This is a genomic window from Streptomyces sp. NPDC058576, assembly GCF_042718715.1.
Lineage (GTDB): Bacteria > Actinomycetota > Actinomycetes > Streptomycetales > Streptomycetaceae > Streptomyces.
Window position 1 is genome coordinate 98,711 of record NZ_JBHXPF010000021.1, and the last position, 16,719, is coordinate 115,429.

Below are 16,719 nucleotides of genomic sequence, written 5' to 3' on the forward strand. Positions count from 1 at the left end.
GGCATATGCCGAAGAAGCTTGTGATCAAGGTGACCGCCGGGCCCGAGGCCGCCGAGCGCTGCTCGCAGGCCTTCACCGTGGCGGCCGTGGGCGTCGCCAGCGGGGTGGAGGTCTCGCTCTGGCTGACCGGGGAGTCCTCGTGGTTCGCGCTGCCGGGCCGGGCCGCCGAGTTCGAACTGCCGCACGCGGCCCCGCTGCCCGACCTGCTGGACTCGGTCCTGGCGGGCGGCCGGATCACCCTGTGCACCCAGTGCGCGGCCCGGCGCGAGATCACGGAGAAGGACGTGCTGGAGGGCGTGCGCATCGCGGGCGCGCAGGTCTTCGTACAGGAGGCCATGGCGGACGACACCCAGGCGCTCGTCTACTGACGCCCGCCCGGGGTCGGCCTCAGTGCCGCTTCCTGCCGTCCAGCTCGTCCCACCACTCGTCGGACTTCGGGTCGCCGGACGGGTCGTCCCACCAACGGTCGTCCGGGCCACGCCGGTTGGCGATCATCGCGGCGATCGGCGGGATCACCATGGCGACCACGCACATGCCGACGGCCACCGGCATGGACCACAGGCGCACCACGGCCCAGGCGGACACGAAGAGCGCGACGCATCCGCCCATCATCAGGAAGTAGTTCCGCCTGCGTCGCGCGTACATGCTTCCAGCCTAGGACTCCGCACGCCGGACGGCACGAAGGGCCGCACCCCGCGTCAGGTGGCGTCCAACCCCCTGGGGTGCGGCCCTTCGGCCGTTCTGTGTGCCGTACGGAACGGCGTGCCGCGGATCCCCGGGGGATCAGACGGCGATGGCGACCTCGGAGAGCCCGCCGGTCTGGGCGACGACCGTGCGGTCGGCGCTGCCGCCCGGAACCAGGGCGCGGAGCGTCCAGGTGCCCTCGGCCGCGTAGAACCGGAACTGTCCGGTCGCCGAGGTCGGAACCTCGGCAGTGAACTCGCCGGTCGAGTCCAGGAGGCGCACGTAGCCGGTGACGGGCTCGCCGTCACGGGTCACGCTGCCCTGGATGGTGGTCTCACCGGGCTTGATGGTCGAAGCGTCGGGGCCACCGGCCTGTGCTCCACACATGGTTCTGTCCTTCAGGTCGAAGTGGTGCTGGTCGGTGGGGTTACTTGGCGGGGCCGAGCTCGATCGGCACGCCGACGAGGGAGCCGTACTCGGTCCACGAGCCGTCGTAGTTCTTGACGTTCTCCTGGCCGAGCAGCTCGTGGAGCACGAACCAGGTGAGCGCGGAGCGCTCACCGATGCGGCAGTAGGCGATGGTGTCCTTCGCCAGGTCGACCTGCTCGGCCTCGTAGAGGGCCTTGAGCTCGTCGTCCGACTTGAAGGTGCCGTCGTCGTTGGCGTTCTTCGACCACGGGATGTTGCGGGCGCTCGGCACGTGGCCGGGGCGCTGCGACTGCTCCTGCGGGAGGTGGGCCGGGGCGAGCAGCTTGCCGCTGAACTCGTCGGGCGAGCGCACGTCGACCAGGTTCTGGCTGCCGATGGCCTTGACGACGTCGTCGCGGTAGGCGCGGATCGACTCGTCCTGCGGCTTGGCCGTGTACTGGGTGGCCGGGCGCGTGGGGACGGCGTCGGTCAGGTCGCGGGAGTCCAGCTCCCACTTCTTGCGGCCGCCGTCGAGGAGCTTCACGTTCTCGTGGCCGTACAGCTTGAAGTACCAGTAGGCGTAACTGGCGAACCAGTTGTTGTTGCCGCCGTAGAGGACGACCAGCGTGTCGTTGCCGATGCCCTTCTCGCTGAGCAGCTTCTCGAAGCCGGCCTGGTCGACGAAGTCACGGCGGACCGGGTCCTGGAGGTCCTTCGTCCAGTCGATCCGGATCGCGTTCGTGATGTGGTTCTTCTCGTACGCCGAGGTGTCCTCGTCCACCTCGACGATGGCGACCTGCGGGTCGTCGATGTGGGCCTCGACCCAGTCGGCGTCTACCAGGACATCGCTGCGGCTCATGTTGTTCTCCTCCGGGGCAGTCTGCGGCGGGGTGGTGCGAGATGCGGAGTTCGCTGGGTGCGGTGTACGCGCGGAGGCACGGAACGCGGCGCGTACGGGGCACGGGGTCGGCCCCGATGACGGTCGAGGGGCGACGGTCGAAGGGCCGGGGGAAACGGGGTGGCCGCGGTGGTGCGAGCGCCCCGCTCAGAAGGGGCGACAGAGCATGGCGGCGACGCGGCACAGGTCTACTGCCCGCCGCTTCGTGAGATCCGCCTGTCGCTTCATGGGTCCGATCGTAGGGAGGTACGGACGGAGATGTCACCGTCGTGTCGAATGATGAGACACGATCATCCGCGATGTGGGATGCGAGAGGCGTGGCGGGCAGCGGATCCCCCGTCCGGCTCCCCCGAGCCTTCCCCTCATCTGCGGACCGGACGCGGGCGTCTCACCATCCGGATCGGGCGATCGGATCAGCCCGTCAGGGTGACGTCCGAGCCGGTCACCGAGATCTCCAGGCCCTTCTCCGTCACCTTGACCTGCTGGAGCTCCAGGCCCTTCGGCAGCCCGTCGATGTCACCCTCGAAGTCGGTCTTCTTGCGGACCAGTTCCTCGACGCCGGGAATCCCCTCGCCCGGCACCTCGTCCGCGCGCACCTTGATCGTTTGGCCGTCGACGCGGGTCACGGTGGAGAGCACGCTGCGCGAGATCGGCCGGCCGAGCACCTCGACCGTGCCGGTGACCTTCGCCTTGCCCTTGCCGCCGTACTCCACGACGACGCCGTCGCTGGCCGCCGCCGTCAGGTCCCCGTAGCTGACGAGCGCGGTGCCGGTGGCGCGGGTGGCGGTGGCGCTGCGGTAGCCGGAGCCGAGCTTCACGTCGTGCAGGCGGGCCCGGACCTCGCTGACCCGGATCGTGCGGCCCGCGGCGCTGGTCTCCATGCCGGTGAGGCCGACGTCGACCCGGTCCAGCTTCGATCCGGCGAGCTGGGTGAGGAAGGGGAAGCCCTTGATCGAGATCTCGGTCGTGGCGGGGCCGTCACCGCTGATCGTCACCCGGTCCTCGGCCTCGGACTCGGCGAACCAGAGGGCCGCGCGGTCGACGGCGAGGAAGAGGCCGCCGAGCACCACCACCAGGACCAGCAGTATTCGCAGTGCGCGCATGTGTGTCGTTCCCCCACCCTGAGCCGATCGGTCCCCCTGGCGACCGTGAGCCTACTGCGGCTGGAGCGGACGCCCTGGATGATCGACGAGCGACGGCCCCCCGCCGGTTCCCGAGGGGCCGTCAGCAGCGTGGCGGAGATCAGGCGACGGCGCGGCCGACCAGGTACACGACCGGGGCCGCCACGGTCAGCGGCAGCGCCACCCCGGCGGTCATGTGCACGAACCGGGACGGGTAGTCGTAGCTCGCCACCCGCAGCCCGATGAGCGCGGCCCCGCCCGCCGCGAGACCGAGCAGCGCGCCCTTCGCCCCGAAGTCCGTCAGGGCGCCCACCGCGACGCCCGCGCCGGCGCCCGCGAGCAGGGCGACCGCGACGGAGACCGGGCCGGGCAGCGGCAGCGCCCGGGCGAGCACGGCGGCCGCGACCGCCGCCCCGCCGACGACCACCGCGTCCGGGAGCGCCGCGAGGTGTCCGCCCGCGAGCACCGCGAGGGACGCCGAGACGACGGTGGCCATCAGGCCGTACATCCGCTCGTCGGCCCCCGCGTGGCTGCGGAGCTGGAGGACCACGGTGAGCAGCACCCAGACGCCCAGGGTGCCCAGCAGTGCGGCGGGGCCGTGCTCCCGGCCCGCCGCGAGCAGGACGACGTCGGCGACCAGGCCCCCGGCGAAGGCGAGCGCGATGCCCTGGCGGGCGGGCCACATGCCGTTGAGCCGGAACCAGCCGGCGGCCGTCACCGCCTGGAGGAGCACCACCGGGACGAGCAGGGCGTACGGCCCGATCGCCGCGCCCCCCGCGAGCAGCAGCCCGAGCACGGCGGTGAGCGCCGCGGGCTGCATCCCCGGCGCGATGACCGGCGAGCGCCCCTCGGCGCGGGCCCGCTGGGCGTCGGTGATCCGGGCGTTGCCCAGCGTCGTGGGCGCGCCGTACCCCGTGTCGCCGGGCCCGGCCTGCACGGCGGCGCTCGCGGGCTCCGGTACGGCTACGGGTACGGGAGCGGGTGCGGGCTGTGCGGCCGGTGCGGACGGCGTGGCCGGGACCTCGGGCGGCAGCGGCAGGGAGCCCGAGGCGCCCCGAGGCGGCAGATACGCGGTGTCGGCCGCCGGGGCCGGGTACGGCTGCTGCTGGTACTGAGGCTGCTGCTGCCCTTGGTAGCCCTGGGGCTCCTGATAGTGCTGAGGCTGCTGGTACTGGTCCCCGTACGGCTCCTGGTACGGCTCCTGGTACGGAGCGTGCGGCTGAGGCGCCCCGTAGGAACCGGGCTGCTGCGGTTGCCGTCCGTACGGGTCCGGCTGCGGCTCCTGCGGCTGCCAGTGACCGTGCCGGCCGTTCCCCTGCGCCCCGTGCGGGTCCCCGTCCGGGCGGATCGTCGGCTGGTACTGCGTGTCCCAGGTCGGCGCCTGCCACGTCTGCGTCGCGCCCTGGTCGAAGGCGGCCGGATCTTGGGGCGCGGCGGGCGCGGCCTGCTGCCCGGCCGTGCCGTCGGGCCAGTGCGGCTCCGGATTCCGCGGCTGGTGCTCGGGGTCGTACGGATACGGGTACTGCTGATCGCTGCTGCTCATGGCCTGCGGTTCACCCTCCTGCGAACGGCGGGAGCACCTCGACCGTGCCGCCCTCGGCAAGGCGTACGGTCTCATGCCCGCGGGTCCCGACGGGGTTCCCGTCGATGAGGAACGAGCACCGCCGGAGCACCCGGCTCAGCTCGCCGGGGTGCCTCTCGCGCACCGCGTCGAGCGCCTCGGCTAGGGTCGCCGCCGCGTACGGCTCCTCCGCGGTGCCCGCGGCGGCCTTGGCCGCAGCCCAGTAGCGGATCGTCCCCGCTGCCATGGCGCCACTCCTTCGGTCGGTTCGTCGGACGCCTCGTGCGTCAGCTCTCCGTAGCTCTCCATGATGGGTCACGCGGGCGGGGTGGCCGTCGCCCAGTCGGCGATGCGGGCGAGGAGGGCGTCGTCCGCCGCGTTCTCCGCGTGGCCCATCCCCCGCTCCAGCCACAGCTCGGCGCCGCCCGGACCGGCGGCGTCCGCCAGCATCCTCGGGTGGTCCAGCGGAAAGTACGGGTCCCGGTCGCCGTGCACGAGCAGCAGCGGGGCCGGGGCGATGAGCGGGACCGCGGCCACCGGGGAGAGCGGGACGGGGTCCCAGTCCTCGGTGGCGATGCGGGTACGGAATCCGTAGCGGCCGACGAGACGGCCCGAGGGGCGGGTGACCACCCAGTGCAGCCGACGCATCGGGGCCGTCCCCCGGTAGTACCAACGGGCGGGCGCACTGACGGAGACAACCGCGTCCGAGTGCGCCCCCGTGCGCCTTGTGCGCCCCTCACGCTCCCCACGCCCCTCGCGGCGCGCCTCGCGCCCCGGCACGCGAACGGCCGTATCCCCGGCCCCGGATTCCGCCCTTCCGGCCACCGGGTCCGCCGTATACAGAGCGCCGTGCCGGAGCACCACCGAGCCGCCCATCGAGAACCCGACCGTGACCACCCGCGTGTGTCCCAGCTCCCGCGCCCAGGCCACCGCCGCCGCCAGGTCCAGCACCTCGCGGTCGCCCACCGTGGAGCGCCCGCCGGACCGGCCGTGCCCCCGGAACGAGAACGTGATCACGGCCGCACGCTGGGCGAACACCCGCGCGGCACGGCGTACGGCGGGGCGGTCGGCGGAACCGGTGAACCCGTGCGCGACGACGATCGCGGGCGTCCGGGCCGGGGTCGCCTGGAGCGCCCCGGCCGCCCCGCCGTCCGGCGCCCCGAAGCCCGCCGTACACGGCTCGTACACCGCCTCGACCGGCACGCCGTCATCCGTCAGCAATGTGGCGCATCGTGGGGGTGGCGTGAGCAAGGGAACAGAGGAACCCGGGAATCGACCCTCGGACACGGAACTCATGTGGGCTATTCTGCTGCGAAGAGGATCCGGGCAATGCAGCCCCCGGGTCCTTTTGTGCTTTACCGGCGTTGTTACGACGACGTTTCGACAAGCTCAGCGGTCCCAGGGCGCGGGACCGCACCGTGAGAACCGCATGACGCAGGACGCATGACGTACGAAGCAGTGCCGCATACTCCCCCGGGTCCGACCCGGGAGTGCCCCTCTCGCAGGGAACGAGGAGGACCGACGTAATGGGCGAGCGAACCGTGCAACACGATCGACCGAACCAGGCAGGTGGGCGGCGATGAGTTCACTGCTGCTTCTCACGAACGCACTCCAGCCGTCGACGGAGGTGCTCCCCGCTCTGGGGCTGCTGCTCCACAGCGTGCGGGTGGCCCCCGCCGAGGGCCCGGCCCTCGTGGACACCCCGGGCGCCGACGTGATCCTCGTCGACGGACGGCGCGACCTTCCGCAGGTCCGCTCGCTCTGTCAGCTGTTGCGGTCCACGGGCCCCGGCTGTCCGCTGATCCTCGTCGTCACCGAGGGCGGCCTCGCGGCCGTCACCGCCGACTGGGGCGTCGACGACGTCCTGCTGGACACCGCGGGTCCGGCGGAGGTCGAGGCCCGGCTGCGGCTCGCCATGGGCCGCCAGCAGATCACCTCCGACGATTCCCCGATGGAGATCCGCAACGGTGATCTCTCCGTCGACGAGGCGACGTACAGCGCGAAACTCAAGGGCCGGGTCCTGGACCTGACCTTCAAGGAATTCGAGCTGCTCAAATACCTCGCCCAGCACCCGGGCCGGGTGTTCACCCGCGCCCAGCTCCTCCAGGAGGTCTGGGGGTACGACTACTTCGGCGGTACGCGGACGGTCGACGTCCACGTACGGCGGCTGCGCGCCAAGCTGGGCCCCGAGCACGAGTCGCTGATCGGCACCGTGCGCAACGTCGGCTACCGCTTCGTCACCCCGGAGAAGCCGGAGAAGTCCGAGCGCGCGGCGGAGGAAGCGAAGGAGCGGGCCGCCGCCCGCCAGAAGGCGGCCGAACCCGCCGGCCGGCCGGTCACCCGATCGGAGCAGTCCTCCTCGGCCACGACGGCGCAGGAAGCCCCGGTGGAGGCTGCCAAGAGGTAGGGGACACCCCCCAGGTCCATCCGCGTAGACTGCCGCGCGTGGCCAAGGTGACGCGGGACGATGTGGCGAGACTGGCGGGGACGTCGACCGCGGTCGTCAGCTACGTCATCAACAACGGACCCCGGCCGGTCGCCCCGGCCACGCGCGAGCGGGTGCTCGCCGCCATCAAGCAGCTGGGCTACCGGCCCGACCGGGTCGCCCAGGCCATGGCCTCGCGCCGCACGGACCTCATAGGCATGATCGTGCCGGACGCCCGGCAGCCGTTCTTCGCGGAGATGGCGCACGCGGTCGAACAGGCCGCGGCCGAGCGCGGGAAAATGGTGCTCGTCGGCAACTCCGACTACCGCGACGAGCGCGAGGTCCACTATCTGCGGGCCTTCCTCGGTATGCGCGTCTCCGGGCTGATCCTGGTCAGCCAGGGCCCCAGCGAGCGCGCCGCCGCCGAGATCGAGGCCTGGGACGCCCGGGTCGTCCTGCTGCACGAGCGCCCCGAGGCGATCGACGACGTCGCCGTGGTCACCGACGACGTGGGCGGCGCCCAGCTCGCCACCCGGCACCTGCTGGAGCACGGCAACGCGTACGTGGCCTGCCTCGGCGGCACGGAGGAGACCCCGTCGGTCGGCGACCCGGTCGCCGACCACGTCGAGGGCTGGCGGCGGGCGATGCACGAGTCGGGCCGCTCCACGGAGGGCCGGCTGTTCCAGGCCCCGTACAACCGTTACGACGCCTACCAGGTGGCCCTCGGGCTGCTGGCCGGCCCGGACCGGCCGCCGGCGATCTTCTGCGCCACCGACGACCAGGCCTTCGGGGTGCTGCGGGCCGCCCGTGAGCTGCGCATCGACGTGCCGGGGGAGCTGGCGGTGGCGGGCTTCGACGACGTGAAGGAGGCGGGTCTCACCGATCCGCCGCTGACCACGGTCTACTCCGACCGTCCGGCGATGGCGCGGGCGGCCGTGGACCTGGTGCTGGACGACGCGCTGCGGGTCTCCGGATCGCGGCGGGAGCGGCTGAAGCAGTTCCCCTCCGCGCTGGTGGTCCGGCGCTCGTGCGGCTGCGGGGAGCCGACCCGGGCCCGCTGACCGGCGGGGTTCGGACTTCGGACTTCGGGCTCCGGCCTGAGGTCTTTACAGCGGGCATACGCGGTTCTACCGGGCTTCTCAGGACGTATTCAGGCCCTTCTCATCTTCACCGCCCAGCCTGGTGCACATGACGGAGAACCTTCGCCCGAGCGGCGCGCACTCGACGGACCAGGACCCGACCTCGTACCCGTACGCCTCCCCGTACACGTATGACGGCACGGCGCACGCCGGCGCGGCCGGTGGCTATCCGCCGCCGCCCCCGTACGCCCCCACCACCGGCAGGCGCAAGGCGAAGCGGCCGGTCGCGCTGCTGGCGGCGGTGGCGCTCGCGGCGGGTGTGATCGGCGGCGGCGCCGCCACCCTCGTCGGGCAGCTCAACGACGGGGGCTCCGGCGCCACCGGCTCGGGTGGCGCGGTCAACGGCACCACCGTCTCGCAGAGCAGCAAGGGCACCGTCTCGGGCGTCGCGGAGGCCGTCTCGCCGGCCATCGTGGAGATCGGCGCGGCCTCGTCGGCGGGCAAGTCCACCGGGTCGGGGGTGGTGATCACCGAGGACGGGGAGATCGTCACCAACAACCACGTGATCTCGGGCGCGCAGCAGATCCAGGTCACCCTCTCCACCGGCAAGACCTACACCGCCGACGTCGTGGGCACCGACCCCGCCAAGGACCTCGCGCTGATCAAGCTCCAGGGCGCGAGCGGGCTGAAGACGGCCTCGCTCGGCGACTCCTCGCAGGTCAAGGTGGGCGATCAGGTCGTGGCGATCGGCTCGCCGGAGGGTCTGACCGGCACGGTCACCAGCGGCATCGTCTCCGCGCTGGACCGGGACGTCACGGTCGCCAAGGACGACTCCGGCAGCTCGGGGCAGGGCCAGGGCCAGGGCGGTCAGGGCGGCGGGCAGTGGCCGTTCGAGTTCGGCGGGCAGCAGTTCAACGGCGACACGGGCGAGGAGACGACCACGTACAAGGCGCTCCAGACCGACGCCTCGCTCAACCCCGGCAACTCCGGCGGGGCGCTGATCAACATGGACGGTGAGATCATCGGCATCAACTCCGCGATGTACGCGCCCAGTTCGTCGGCGGCGGGCAGCGGTTCCCCGGCGGGCAGCGTGGGCCTCGGCTTCGCGATCCCGGTGAACACCCTCAAGGCCGACCTGGACACCCTGCGCGCGGGCGGCGGCTCCTGATCCCGCGCGGCGCCCCGGCCGTGCAAGGCTGAGAGCACCCCCGCAGAGCACCGGGTCGACACGAGAAGAGGACCAGCAGCGATGAGCCCCGCCGAAGACGATCCCCAGCGCATCCTGATCGTCGACGACGAGCCGGCCGTGCGCGAGGCGCTGCAGCGCAGCCTCGCCTTCGAGGGGTACGGGACGCAGGTCGCGGTCGACGGGTACGACGCCCTTGCGATGGCCGAGGCGTACGGCCCCGACCTCATCGTCCTGGACATCCAGATGCCCCGGATGGACGGCCTCACCGCCGCCCGCCGCATCCGGGCCACCGGCTCCACCACGCCCATCCTGATGCTCACCGCCCGCGACACCGTCGGGGACCGGGTCACCGGCCTCGACGCCGGGGCGGACGACTACCTGGTCAAGCCGTTCGAGCTGGACGAGCTGTTCGCCCGGATCCGGGCGCTGCTGCGCCGCAGCTCGTACGCGGCGTCGGCGGCGGGCGCGGACGTTCCCGACGACGACGTGCTGTCCTTCGCGGACCTGCGGATGGACCTGACCACCCGCGAGGTCACCCGGGGCGAGCGGCGGGTGGAGCTGACCCGCACCGAGTTCACGTTGCTGGAGATGTTCCTGTCCCACCCGCGCCAGGTGCTGACCCGGGAGCAGATCCTCAAGGCCGTCTGGGGCTTCGACTTCGAGCCGAGCTCCAACTCCCTGGACGTGTACGTGATGTACCTGCGCCGCAAGACGGAGGCGGGCGGCGAGCCGCGCCTCGTCCACACCGTGCGCGGGGTGGGCTACGCGCTGCGTACGGGCGGGAGCGGCGAGGCGTGAGCACGGCGCAGCCTCCCGAGGACAGCGCGGCGCGGCCCCCCGCGGACCCTCCCGAGGGCGAGGCGGGCCCCGCCAGGCACAGGCGGGGGCTCGTACGCCGCTTCCGGGCGCTGCCGCTGCGCTCCCGGCTGGCGCTGCTGGTGGCCACGGCGGTGGCGGTCGCGGTCGCGGCGGTCGCGGTGGCGTGCTGGTTCGTGACCCGGGCCCAGTTGGAGGACCAGCTCGACGACTCGCTGCGCAACGCGAAGATGGACAACGCGCCGATGCGCGATCTGCTGACCTCGTGCCTGAGCGGCGGGCAGTTGCCCGCCCAGGAGTTCCCCGGCCAGTACACCGTGCAGATCGTCGCGGCGAACGGCGACTACTGCACGGCCCCGAACACCACGCCCGTGCCCGCCCAGCCCAGCGACATCGCGGTGGCGGCGGGGCGGGAGGCCGACGCCCTGCACACGACGGAGAACGACGCCGGACAGGACATGCGGGTCTACACCCGCAAGCTGCCGCCGGTGGTCAGCTCCGGCCAGGCCAACAACGAACTCGCGGTCTCGGTGGCCCGCCCGCTCAGCGAGATCGACGCACCGCTGTCCACGCTCGCCTGGGTGCTGGCCCTCGTCGGCGGCATCGGCGTCGTCGGCGCGGGGGCGGCCGGGCTGTGGGTGGCGCGGGCGGGGCTGCGCCCGGTGGACGAACTCACCGAGGCGGTCGAGCACGTGGCGCGCACGGAGGACCTGACCGTGCGCATCCCGGTCGACGGCGAGGACGAGATCGCCCGCCTCTCGCACTCCTTCAACTCCATGGCCGCCCAGCTCGCCTCCTCCCGCGACCGCCAGTCCCAGCTGATCGCGGACGCGGGCCACGAGCTGCGCACCCCGCTGACCTCGCTCCGGACGAACGTGGAGCTGCTGGCCCGCAGCGACGAGACGGGCCGGGTGATCCCGCCGGAGGACCGCAAGGCCCTGATGGCCTCGGTGAAGGCCCAGATGACGGAGCTGGCCGCACTGATCGGCGACCTCCAGGAGCTGGCCCGCCCGGACGCGGCCGGGCCGGGCCCGCTCCAGGTGGTGGCCCTGCACGAGATCACCCGCACCGCCCTGCGCCGCGCCCGCCTGCGCGGCCCGGAACTCGACGTCACGGAGGACCTGGCCCCCTGGTACGTACGGGCGGAGCCGGCCGCCCTGGAGCGGGCGATCGTCAACGTCCTGGACAACGCGGTGAAGTTCAGCCCGCCGCGCGGCACGATCGACGTGACGCTGCACCGGGGCGAGCTGACCGTGAGGGACCGGGGCCCCGGCATCCCCGCCGAGGAACTCCCGCACGTCTTCGAACGCTTCTGGCGCTCCCCCTCCGCCCGCCAGCTCCCCGGCTCCGGCCTGGGCCTGTCCATCGTGGCCCGTACGGTGCACCAGGCGGGCGGCACGATCGCCCTGCACCCGGCGCCGGACGCGGGCCCCGGAACAGTCGCCACGATCACGCTGCCGGGCGCACCGACGCCGCCGCCGGGGGTGTGAGGCCCGGGGAGCCGTGCGGCGGTGCGAGGCCCGGGAAGCCGCCGAGGCCTCCGCTCCCCGCACACGCACCGTGCCCCTGTGGTCGGCTGACTCTGCCCCGAGGACCCTCGCCGCGCCGGGGCCCGTCCCTGTATCCAGGAAGGTACGCCGCTGATCAAGGGAAAGGGCCTCCGTGCGGACACAGGGCACCAACAGGACAGGCCGCTCCGGCAGCAAGCAGGACCAGGCCGACGCCGCGCGGGAGGCACGGGCCGGGGAGCGGGACGCGGCGGCCGCGACGCCGCAGGGGCTTCTCGCCCTCCAGGCCACCGTGGGCAACGCGGTGGCCGTACAGATGCTGCGCCGGGCCGGGCTCCAGGACCGGGAGGAGCACCGGCACGACGCGGGCTGCGGTCATGAGGAGGCGCAGCGGCCCACCGTGCAGCGCTCCGCCGTTCACGATGACCTGCGCACCCCCGGCATCCAGCAGCGCCGGGGACAGGCCGCGGGCACCGACAAGGGCAGCGGGCTGAAGGTCTCCGATCCCTCCGACCGGTCCGAGCGGGCCGGCGAGGCCAACGCCCGCCGGGTGATGGCCGCCCCGGCCCGTACCGACGTACAACGGGCGCCGGACCCGTCCGGCCGCCCCGCTCCGGGGGCGGTGGTGCAGCGGGTGGGCGATCCTCAGGAGATGCTCCACGAGACGTACTGGAAGGAGCAGATGATCGCGTCGGGCCGGAGCCTGGCGGAGCCCGGTGGATCGAAGGCGCAGGGCGGCAAGGGCCCGAAGGGCAAAGGCTCCGGCTCCAAAGGAGCGAAGGGAGCGAAGGGGGCCAAGGAGTCCTCGGGACGGCTGCTGAAGGACATCCTGCAGAAGATCGGCCCCGAGCTGCTCGCCGAACTGGCCCAGCGGAGCGAGGAGGCCGAGGCCGGACAGCTGAAGATCTACCGGACGATGGACACGGCGGAAGCCGTCGAGATCCTGGCCTGGCAGGGCAAGGCCGCGCCGACGGAGAGCTGGATAGCCGAAGCGCCGAACCGGGACCCGGGCACCCTCACCACGGACTACCACGCCGCGCGGACGGCCGGCGAGATCGGTCCCATGCCCGTGAGCAACCACCTGGGTGACGAGGGCCAGGCCACCGGTTACTTCAAGAGGCCGACGGAACAGGTGATGATCGAGTTCACCCTCAAGAAGGGCGCGCACGAGCTGCTGTTCTCCCCCAAATACATGGCGATCGCCGGAGACAGCGGAACTCCCGACCACATCCGGCAGACCCGCGAGACCGAGAGCGAGAAGTTCCCGAGGGCCTCGGGCGGCGAAGGGAAGCTGGCGGGGTACATCGGCGTGAAGTCCGAGGCCAAGGAACCCTTCAGCCTCTCTCTCGGGAACAGCGACATCACCCGGCTGCTCTTCCAGTTGTTCGTCGTCGACATACGGGTGACGAAGGGCGAGGAGAACCTGTCGAACTCCTGATCTCCCCGCCCGCCCCTCACCCCACGGGGTTGTGCCGGATCAGCGACTCGACGAGCCCGGACCGCTGGTTCGGGTAGTCCAGCGGGACGATGCCGAGCCCCGTCCAGCCGGCCGTCTCGGAGCGCTCCAGGAAGGAGTGCACCTGCGGGTTGAGCCGGTCGGCGTTCCAGCGGGGCGGCATCAGGGCGGCGGTGGAGACGTAGTTCATGAAGAACTTGCCCGGCTGCTGGGCCGCCTTGCGGAACTGCGCCTCGATCTTCGGGTACTTGGCGAACGGCTCCGCCATGTAGTCGTCCTGGATGTCGAAGAGGGCAGAATCGCCGTAACGCACCCCGGGCAGACCACCGTTGTCCGCGAGCAGCACCACCTTGCCGCGAGCCCCGCCGAGATCGGGGAGGGTGGCGTCGAGGCGGAACAGCGACCGCCAGCCGCGCACGTCCAGGTAGTCGTCGAAGACCGCCCGGAACGCGGCGTCGCTCGCGGAGGAGTGCTCCTGCTTGACCCGCATCAGCACGGTCTCGGTCGGACGCGTGGCGAGGAAGTCCCGGCAGGCGACGAGGACATCGCCGAACATCATGTTCTGGAACGAGGCCCCGTGGTGGATCGCGAACGAGCCGTCGATGAGCCGGCACCGTACGTCGAGGAAGCGGATGCCGCTCGTCAACTGCTGGGCGATGGTGGTGTTCTGGCACTCCGACCAGGGACCGCCGAACCGGGCCCCCGAATCGTGCGTGCCCGGGATCGTGAGCCGCTGGAGCGCGGTGCCGTCCGGCAGGGCGGCCATCCAGTCCTGCGTCCCCCGGACCGCCCGGGCCCGCTCCCGCGTGGCGGCGACAGCGGGCGCCGCGCCGACGATCGCGGTGGCCGATACCGCGAGGGCACCGGCCAGAAAGCCTCTGCGGGAGGGCCGGGACAGGGGCTCGGGCGTGCGCGCGGGAGTGGACATGCGGGTGCCTCCAAGGGCCGTGGGGGGTGGACCGGGCCGAGCCCTTGGATTCTGTCGGGTGCACGTCACAGAGGAAAGAGGACGTGCACGCCTCCCGCCGCGGCACCAGGCTGCTCACACCCACCGCGGGGAGGTATCGAGGTGAACGGAATACCGCGGAACAGCATATTCAACATGTCGCCGACCGGAATTACCGAAGCCGCATAAAAGGATTGCCGGAGATCGCGAAATTCCCTTATTCTGAGGCAACTTGGCCGATCAATTCGACCGGCACCGCACCGAGGAAAAGGCGTTCTCCGGCATGCGTCCGAGCAACCGGCGCCCTTATTCGCCTCCGCATTTCCCTCCGTCGCGGAAACCCTGAGACACCTTGCGAGGAACACCTGTGCGACGCATGACCTCCGCCCTCCTTTCCCTGAGCGCCCTGCTGACCGCCTCCGTCCTGGCCGCCCCCGCGGCCGGGGCGACCCCGCAGAACGACCGGCCGGCCGCCGTACCCGCAGGCTGGGAGTCGGTGGACGGCTCCGAGCTGGCGCGGATCACCGGGGACGAAAAGAGAACCGAGACCCCGTCGGCTCCCGGCCGCAGCGCCTCGGGCCGCAGCGCCGCCGCCCCGGCGGACGAGTCCGGGACGTTCGCCCTCAAGTCGGCCCGCAACGGAGCGTTCACGGCCACCGAGAAGAACTACGCGGCACCCAACACCGGTGCGCTGCGCGCCCGTTCCGCAGAAGTGACCGGCGCATGGGAAGGCTTCGCCTTCGAATGGCACGAGGCCACCCAGACCTACGCCCTGAAGTCCCTGGCGAACAATCGCTATGTCGCGGTCGAGGGCAACTACACCGGCAACGCGCAGAATCTGCTCCGCGCCCGCTCGACCGGCGCGGGCACCTGGGAGCGGTTCACCCTCTACCACAACGAGGACCTGGACCGCTGGGCGCTCCAGTCCGCACTGAACGGCCGTTTCGTCGCCATGGAGAACGGCTACACGGGGTCGCTCCAGTACGCACTGCGCGCCCGTTCTCTCGAAGTCACGGGCTCGTGGGAGCAGTTCGAGCTCTACCAGATCGGTAACTGACCCGCCCGGGGGAAGGGCGAGGGCGGCCGCGGGGCCCCGCATGGAGCGGGGCCCCGCGGCTCCGCCTCAGGCGGCGGCCCCCGCCAGCGGCCCGACCCCCGGCCCGTCGAGGTCGCCGAGCGCCACCCGGCGCCCGGACACGGCCAGGAGCAGGGACAGGGCGGGGCCCGCCGCCTCCGGCCCCTCCCCGATCGACAGGTCGGCGTCCGTCGCCGTCAGCCGGACGGACGCCACCATCTCCTTCGCCCCGCCGAAGGACGCCGGAGTCCGCACCTGGAGGCGCAGCGCCCGGACCACCGCCTCCTGCGGATAGGAGCGGAGGAGGCCCACCGCCCGTCGGATGTCCTCGCCGTGGACGACCTCCTCGACCAGCCGGGTGTCGAGCGAGGCCGGAGGCATCGTCGTCCGCGACACCACCCCGCGCAGCCGCTCCAGTGTCTCGGCGGGCGAGTCCCCGCGCAGCCGCTCCACACCGCGCGCGTTCTGCAGGTCGAAGTCGAACCGCGCCCGCACGAGTCCGGCGACGAAACCGATACGTGTCGTCAGCGCCGTGTCCACGAGATGGGCGGCCACATCGTGCACGGTCCACCCCGCACAGAGCGACGGCGCCGCCCACTGCCCGGGCTCCAGCCCCGCGAGATCCTCGACCAGCGCCGCACGCTCGGCGTGCACCATGCGCCAGATCCCGCGCTTCGCGTCGCTCTTCACGGCTGCCTCCACTCGAACCGGCGACCAGTGGGCTGTTGCCTGTGGCCGGCGACCAATGACCTGTGACCACGTCTGCCGTATGAGACCCCGGACGGCACCGGAACTCATCGCATCCAGGGACACAAGATCCTCATCTCCTCATCCATCAGACATGGATCAAGAAAGGAGATCTTGTCCCTTTGTGTCATGACTTCGTAACAGCGCGCCGACGGCACAACTCCTCCGCGCCGCGACCTGTCCGACAGGGTGTGACTCACGCCACTTCGAGGGGTGGAGATCCGGGGCGCCCGACCAGGCGTCGCGCAGTGACCGCATCAAGAAACCGGGGAACGACATGACCAACATCCGACGCGCGTCAGCCATCGGCGCCGCCGTCACCGCCACCGCCTGCGCCGCGGTCGCCCTCGCACCGGCCGCCGTCGCGGCGGAGCCGACCGCCCACCGGGCCACCGCCGCGACGAAGGCGGCGGCGGCGGCGAAGTACAACGGCGCGTGTGGCGGCGGCTACTCCGTGGTGAACTCCGCCCAGATCGGCTCCAAGGGCACGGTTTTCCTCACCTACAACTCCGCCACCGGCAAGAACTGCGTGGTGACCATCCGCACCAAGCCCGGAAAGGCCGTGCACATGACGGCCTCGCTCGGCTTCGCCTCGCCCACCACGACGGTCTCGGACACGGGGTACTACACCGCGTACGCGGGACCGGTCTACCTCGACGCACGTGGCCTGTGCGTGACGTGGCGCGGTGAGATCTCCGGCGAGGTCGCGGGCAAGAACGGCACCAACTGCGGCTCCCTGGCCGCGAACCGGTGACGAACCCGCGCTGATCCGATCCTCGGCGGCCCGGCGGGTGGTGTGCGCACAC

General features: G+C 72.1%; 19 protein-coding genes. 9 read left to right on the plus strand and 10 right to left on the minus strand.

The features are described from left to right. Positions 1 to 5 precede the first annotated feature (5 nt). A complete protein-coding gene (locus ACFWRV_RS17355; RefSeq protein WP_384335061.1) occupies positions 6 to 368 on the plus strand; it encodes a DsrE family protein in 363 nt (120 codons plus the stop codon). A 19-nt stretch (positions 369 to 387) separates the two neighbouring features. On the opposite strand, the gene ACFWRV_RS17360 is transcribed toward ACFWRV_RS17355, so the two are convergent. From ACFWRV_RS17360 to ACFWRV_RS17395, 8 genes are all read right to left on the minus strand, one after another. Continuing rightward, the gene (locus ACFWRV_RS17360) at positions 388 to 645 is read right to left on the minus strand and encodes a DUF3099 domain-containing protein (protein ID WP_384335064.1); all 258 of its coding nucleotides are present in this window, start codon (positions 643 to 645) and stop codon (positions 388 to 390) included. 138 nt (positions 646 to 783) lie between these two features. Continuing rightward, on the minus strand, positions 784 to 1,071 hold the full coding sequence (locus ACFWRV_RS17365; protein ID WP_003968135.1) for a DUF1416 domain-containing protein: 288 nt from the start codon (positions 1,069 to 1,071) through the stop codon (positions 784 to 786). A gap of 40 nt (positions 1,072 to 1,111) precedes the next feature. Beyond that, positions 1,112 to 1,951: a sulfurtransferase gene (locus ACFWRV_RS17370; protein WP_384335067.1), complete on the minus strand. Its 840-nt coding sequence runs from the start codon at positions 1,949 to 1,951 to the stop codon at positions 1,112 to 1,114. 186 nt (positions 1,952 to 2,137) lie between these two features. Next, positions 2,138 to 2,218 (minus strand): Ms5788A family Cys-rich leader peptide, encoded by an 81-nt coding sequence (locus ACFWRV_RS17375; RefSeq protein ID WP_350751515.1) that lies wholly within the window; start codon positions 2,216 to 2,218, stop codon positions 2,138 to 2,140. A gap of 185 nt (positions 2,219 to 2,403) precedes the next feature. Continuing rightward, positions 2,404 to 3,093 (minus strand): DUF2993 domain-containing protein, encoded by a 690-nt coding sequence (locus ACFWRV_RS17380; protein ID WP_384335070.1) that lies wholly within the window; start codon positions 3,091 to 3,093, stop codon positions 2,404 to 2,406. A gap of 139 nt (positions 3,094 to 3,232) precedes the next feature. Then, positions 3,233 to 4,654, minus strand: a complete 1,422-nt coding sequence (locus ACFWRV_RS17385; protein ID WP_384335073.1) for a hypothetical protein — start codon at positions 4,652 to 4,654, stop codon at positions 3,233 to 3,235. Between the two features lie 10 nt (positions 4,655 to 4,664). Then, positions 4,665 to 4,919 carry a MoaD/ThiS family protein gene (locus tag ACFWRV_RS17390; protein WP_384335076.1) on the minus strand — a complete coding sequence of 85 codons (255 nt, stop codon included), beginning with the start codon at positions 4,917 to 4,919 and terminating at the stop codon, positions 4,665 to 4,667. 68 nt (positions 4,920 to 4,987) lie between these two features. Continuing rightward, a complete protein-coding gene (locus ACFWRV_RS17395) occupies positions 4,988 to 5,968 on the minus strand; it encodes an alpha/beta hydrolase (protein WP_384335080.1) in 981 nt (326 codons plus the stop codon). Between the two features lie 283 nt (positions 5,969 to 6,251). On the opposite strand from ACFWRV_RS17395, the gene ACFWRV_RS17400 reads away from it, so the two are divergent. The 6 genes from ACFWRV_RS17400 (at position 6,252) to ACFWRV_RS17425 (ending at position 13,127) form a co-directional block, all read left to right on the plus strand. After that, the gene (locus tag ACFWRV_RS17400; protein ID WP_384335083.1) at positions 6,252 to 7,079 is read left to right on the plus strand and encodes a response regulator transcription factor; all 828 of its coding nucleotides are present in this window, start codon (positions 6,252 to 6,254) and stop codon (positions 7,077 to 7,079) included. Between the two features lie 38 nt (positions 7,080 to 7,117). Further along, positions 7,118 to 8,158, plus strand: a complete 1,041-nt coding sequence (locus ACFWRV_RS17405; protein ID WP_384335086.1) for a LacI family DNA-binding transcriptional regulator — start codon at positions 7,118 to 7,120, stop codon at positions 8,156 to 8,158. Positions 8,159 to 8,285: 127 nt separating this feature from the next. Then, a complete protein-coding gene (locus ACFWRV_RS17410; protein ID WP_384335089.1) occupies positions 8,286 to 9,344 on the plus strand; it encodes a S1C family serine protease in 1,059 nt (352 codons plus the stop codon). An 81-nt stretch (positions 9,345 to 9,425) separates the two neighbouring features. Continuing rightward, positions 9,426 to 10,163, plus strand: coding sequence for a response regulator transcription factor (locus ACFWRV_RS17415; protein ID WP_384335092.1), 738 nt, complete (start codon positions 9,426 to 9,428; stop codon positions 10,161 to 10,163). Positions 10,164 to 10,273: 110 nt separating this feature from the next. Next, positions 10,274 to 11,671 carry an ATP-binding protein gene (locus tag ACFWRV_RS17420; protein WP_384335124.1) on the plus strand — a complete coding sequence of 466 codons (1,398 nt, stop codon included), beginning with the start codon at positions 10,274 to 10,276 and terminating at the stop codon, positions 11,669 to 11,671. A 172-nt stretch (positions 11,672 to 11,843) separates the two neighbouring features. Next, positions 11,844 to 13,127 carry a hypothetical protein gene (locus ACFWRV_RS17425; RefSeq protein ID WP_384335095.1) on the plus strand — a complete coding sequence of 428 codons (1,284 nt, stop codon included), beginning with the start codon at positions 11,844 to 11,846 and terminating at the stop codon, positions 13,125 to 13,127. 16 nt (positions 13,128 to 13,143) lie between these two features. On the opposite strand, the gene ACFWRV_RS17430 is transcribed toward ACFWRV_RS17425, so the two are convergent. Next, positions 13,144 to 14,073, minus strand: a complete 930-nt coding sequence (locus ACFWRV_RS17430; RefSeq protein WP_384335098.1) for a phosphatidylinositol-specific phospholipase C domain-containing protein — start codon at positions 14,071 to 14,073, stop codon at positions 13,144 to 13,146. A 394-nt stretch (positions 14,074 to 14,467) separates the two neighbouring features. On the opposite strand from ACFWRV_RS17430, the gene ACFWRV_RS17435 reads away from it, so the two are divergent. Then, complete coding sequence (locus tag ACFWRV_RS17435; RefSeq protein ID WP_384335100.1) at positions 14,468 to 15,148, plus strand: hypothetical protein; 681 nt, start codon at positions 14,468 to 14,470, stop codon at positions 15,146 to 15,148. A 66-nt stretch (positions 15,149 to 15,214) separates the two neighbouring features. Here ACFWRV_RS17435 and ACFWRV_RS17440 read toward each other — a convergent pair whose 3' ends face one another. Continuing rightward, complete coding sequence (locus ACFWRV_RS17440; RefSeq protein WP_384335103.1) at positions 15,215 to 15,856, minus strand: maleylpyruvate isomerase family mycothiol-dependent enzyme; 642 nt, start codon at positions 15,854 to 15,856, stop codon at positions 15,215 to 15,217. 334 nt (positions 15,857 to 16,190) lie between these two features. On the opposite strand from ACFWRV_RS17440, the gene ACFWRV_RS17445 reads away from it, so the two are divergent. Continuing rightward, complete coding sequence (locus ACFWRV_RS17445) at positions 16,191 to 16,667, plus strand: spore-associated protein A (RefSeq protein ID WP_384335106.1); 477 nt, start codon at positions 16,191 to 16,193, stop codon at positions 16,665 to 16,667. The last annotated feature ends 52 nt before the right edge of the window (positions 16,668 to 16,719 follow it).

Coding starts and splice junctions, on each gene's coding strand:
- ACFWRV_RS17390 (WP_384335076.1), bottom strand. CDS start 4,919: ATGGCAGCGGGGACGATCCGCTACTGGGCTGCGGCCAAGGCCGCCGCG.
- ACFWRV_RS17360 (WP_384335064.1), bottom strand. CDS start 645: ATGTACGCGCGACGCAGGCGGAACTACTTCCTGATGATGGGCGGATGC.
- ACFWRV_RS17355 (WP_384335061.1), top strand. CDS start 6: ATGCCGAAGAAGCTTGTGATCAAGGTGACCGCCGGGCCCGAGGCCGCC.
- ACFWRV_RS17445 (WP_384335106.1), top strand. CDS start 16,191: ATGACCAACATCCGACGCGCGTCAGCCATCGGCGCCGCCGTCACCGCC.
- ACFWRV_RS17370 (WP_384335067.1), bottom strand. CDS start 1,951: ATGAGCCGCAGCGATGTCCTGGTAGACGCCGACTGGGTCGAGGCCCAC.
- ACFWRV_RS17435 (WP_384335100.1), top strand. CDS start 14,468: ATGACCTCCGCCCTCCTTTCCCTGAGCGCCCTGCTGACCGCCTCCGTC.
- ACFWRV_RS17365 (WP_003968135.1), bottom strand. CDS start 1,071: ATGTGTGGAGCACAGGCCGGTGGCCCCGACGCTTCGACCATCAAGCCC.
- ACFWRV_RS17380 (WP_384335070.1), bottom strand. CDS start 3,093: ATGCGCGCACTGCGAATACTGCTGGTCCTGGTGGTGGTGCTCGGCGGC.
- ACFWRV_RS17385 (WP_384335073.1), bottom strand. CDS start 4,654: ATGAGCAGCAGCGATCAGCAGTACCCGTATCCGTACGACCCCGAGCAC.
- ACFWRV_RS17415 (WP_384335092.1), top strand. CDS start 9,426: ATGAGCCCCGCCGAAGACGATCCCCAGCGCATCCTGATCGTCGACGAC.
- ACFWRV_RS17375 (WP_350751515.1), bottom strand. CDS start 2,218: ATGAAGCGACAGGCGGATCTCACGAAGCGGCGGGCAGTAGACCTGTGC.
- ACFWRV_RS17430 (WP_384335098.1), bottom strand. CDS start 14,073: ATGTCCACTCCCGCGCGCACGCCCGAGCCCCTGTCCCGGCCCTCCCGC.
- ACFWRV_RS17410 (WP_384335089.1), top strand. CDS start 8,286: ATGACGGAGAACCTTCGCCCGAGCGGCGCGCACTCGACGGACCAGGAC.
- ACFWRV_RS17395 (WP_384335080.1), bottom strand. CDS start 5,968: ATGAGTTCCGTGTCCGAGGGTCGATTCCCGGGTTCCTCTGTTCCCTTG.
- ACFWRV_RS17400 (WP_384335083.1), top strand. CDS start 6,252: ATGAGTTCACTGCTGCTTCTCACGAACGCACTCCAGCCGTCGACGGAG.